Source organism: Adonisia turfae CCMR0081, from assembly GCF_011009555.1.
Taxonomy (GTDB): Bacteria; Cyanobacteriota; Cyanobacteriia; order Phormidesmidales; family Phormidesmidaceae; genus Leptothoe; species Leptothoe turfae.
The window spans coordinates 3,405,085-3,405,620 of record NZ_QXHD01000004.1; the positions used below are offsets into that span (position 1 = coordinate 3,405,085).

Annotated in this window: 2 protein-coding genes; both read left to right on the forward strand. The window is 45.9% G+C overall.

The genetic code is table 11. From position 1 onward, the window contains the following. A partial coding sequence (locus tag DXZ20_RS37610; RefSeq protein WP_431732083.1) for an NACHT C-terminal helical domain 2-containing protein occupies positions 1–359 on the forward strand: 359 nt, incomplete at its 5' end. A gap of 9 nt (positions 360–368) precedes the next feature. Next, a partial coding sequence (locus DXZ20_RS38755) for a helix-turn-helix domain-containing protein (protein WP_431732104.1) occupies positions 369–536 on the forward strand: 168 nt, incomplete at its 3' end.

Below are 536 nucleotides of genomic sequence, written 5' to 3' on the forward strand. Positions count from 1 at the left end.
ACACCATCGCCATCGCCATCGACAAAGTCAGCCGCAGAGCCAGCATCATCGTCATCGACTACAAGGCTCTTTCCAAAAAGCTAGAAGAACTGAAAGAACAAGTTCCTTCCGATGAAGCTACACCTGAAGAATGGCACAGTTTAGCTGATCAATTGCTTGAAACCTTTCTAACCTTCTTCCACTTAGAAAAAGAGCTCATAACGTTCTCACTTGAAGAAGCCCAAGCCCAAGCGAACTACCTCTACGCTACCAAACTCATCATCGACTGCAAGAATTCCGCTGTTCGTGTTTCTCGTAAGCAATGGGAAGCGATTGAGGCTAGGTTGTTGACGCCTCCAAGTGAGAACAATCAAGAATGAGGAATAACCATGAGTCAAATAATCTTCCGCCTTACTGAGACCATGGCCCGCTATAAGGTCTCGGTAAATGCCTTATCCGATGAGCTAAACATTAGCAAAAGCTCGATCGCCCATTGGCGTAGTGGTAAGACAAAACCAGGCTTAGACCGCATCAATGAAATACTGGTTGCGTTAGTG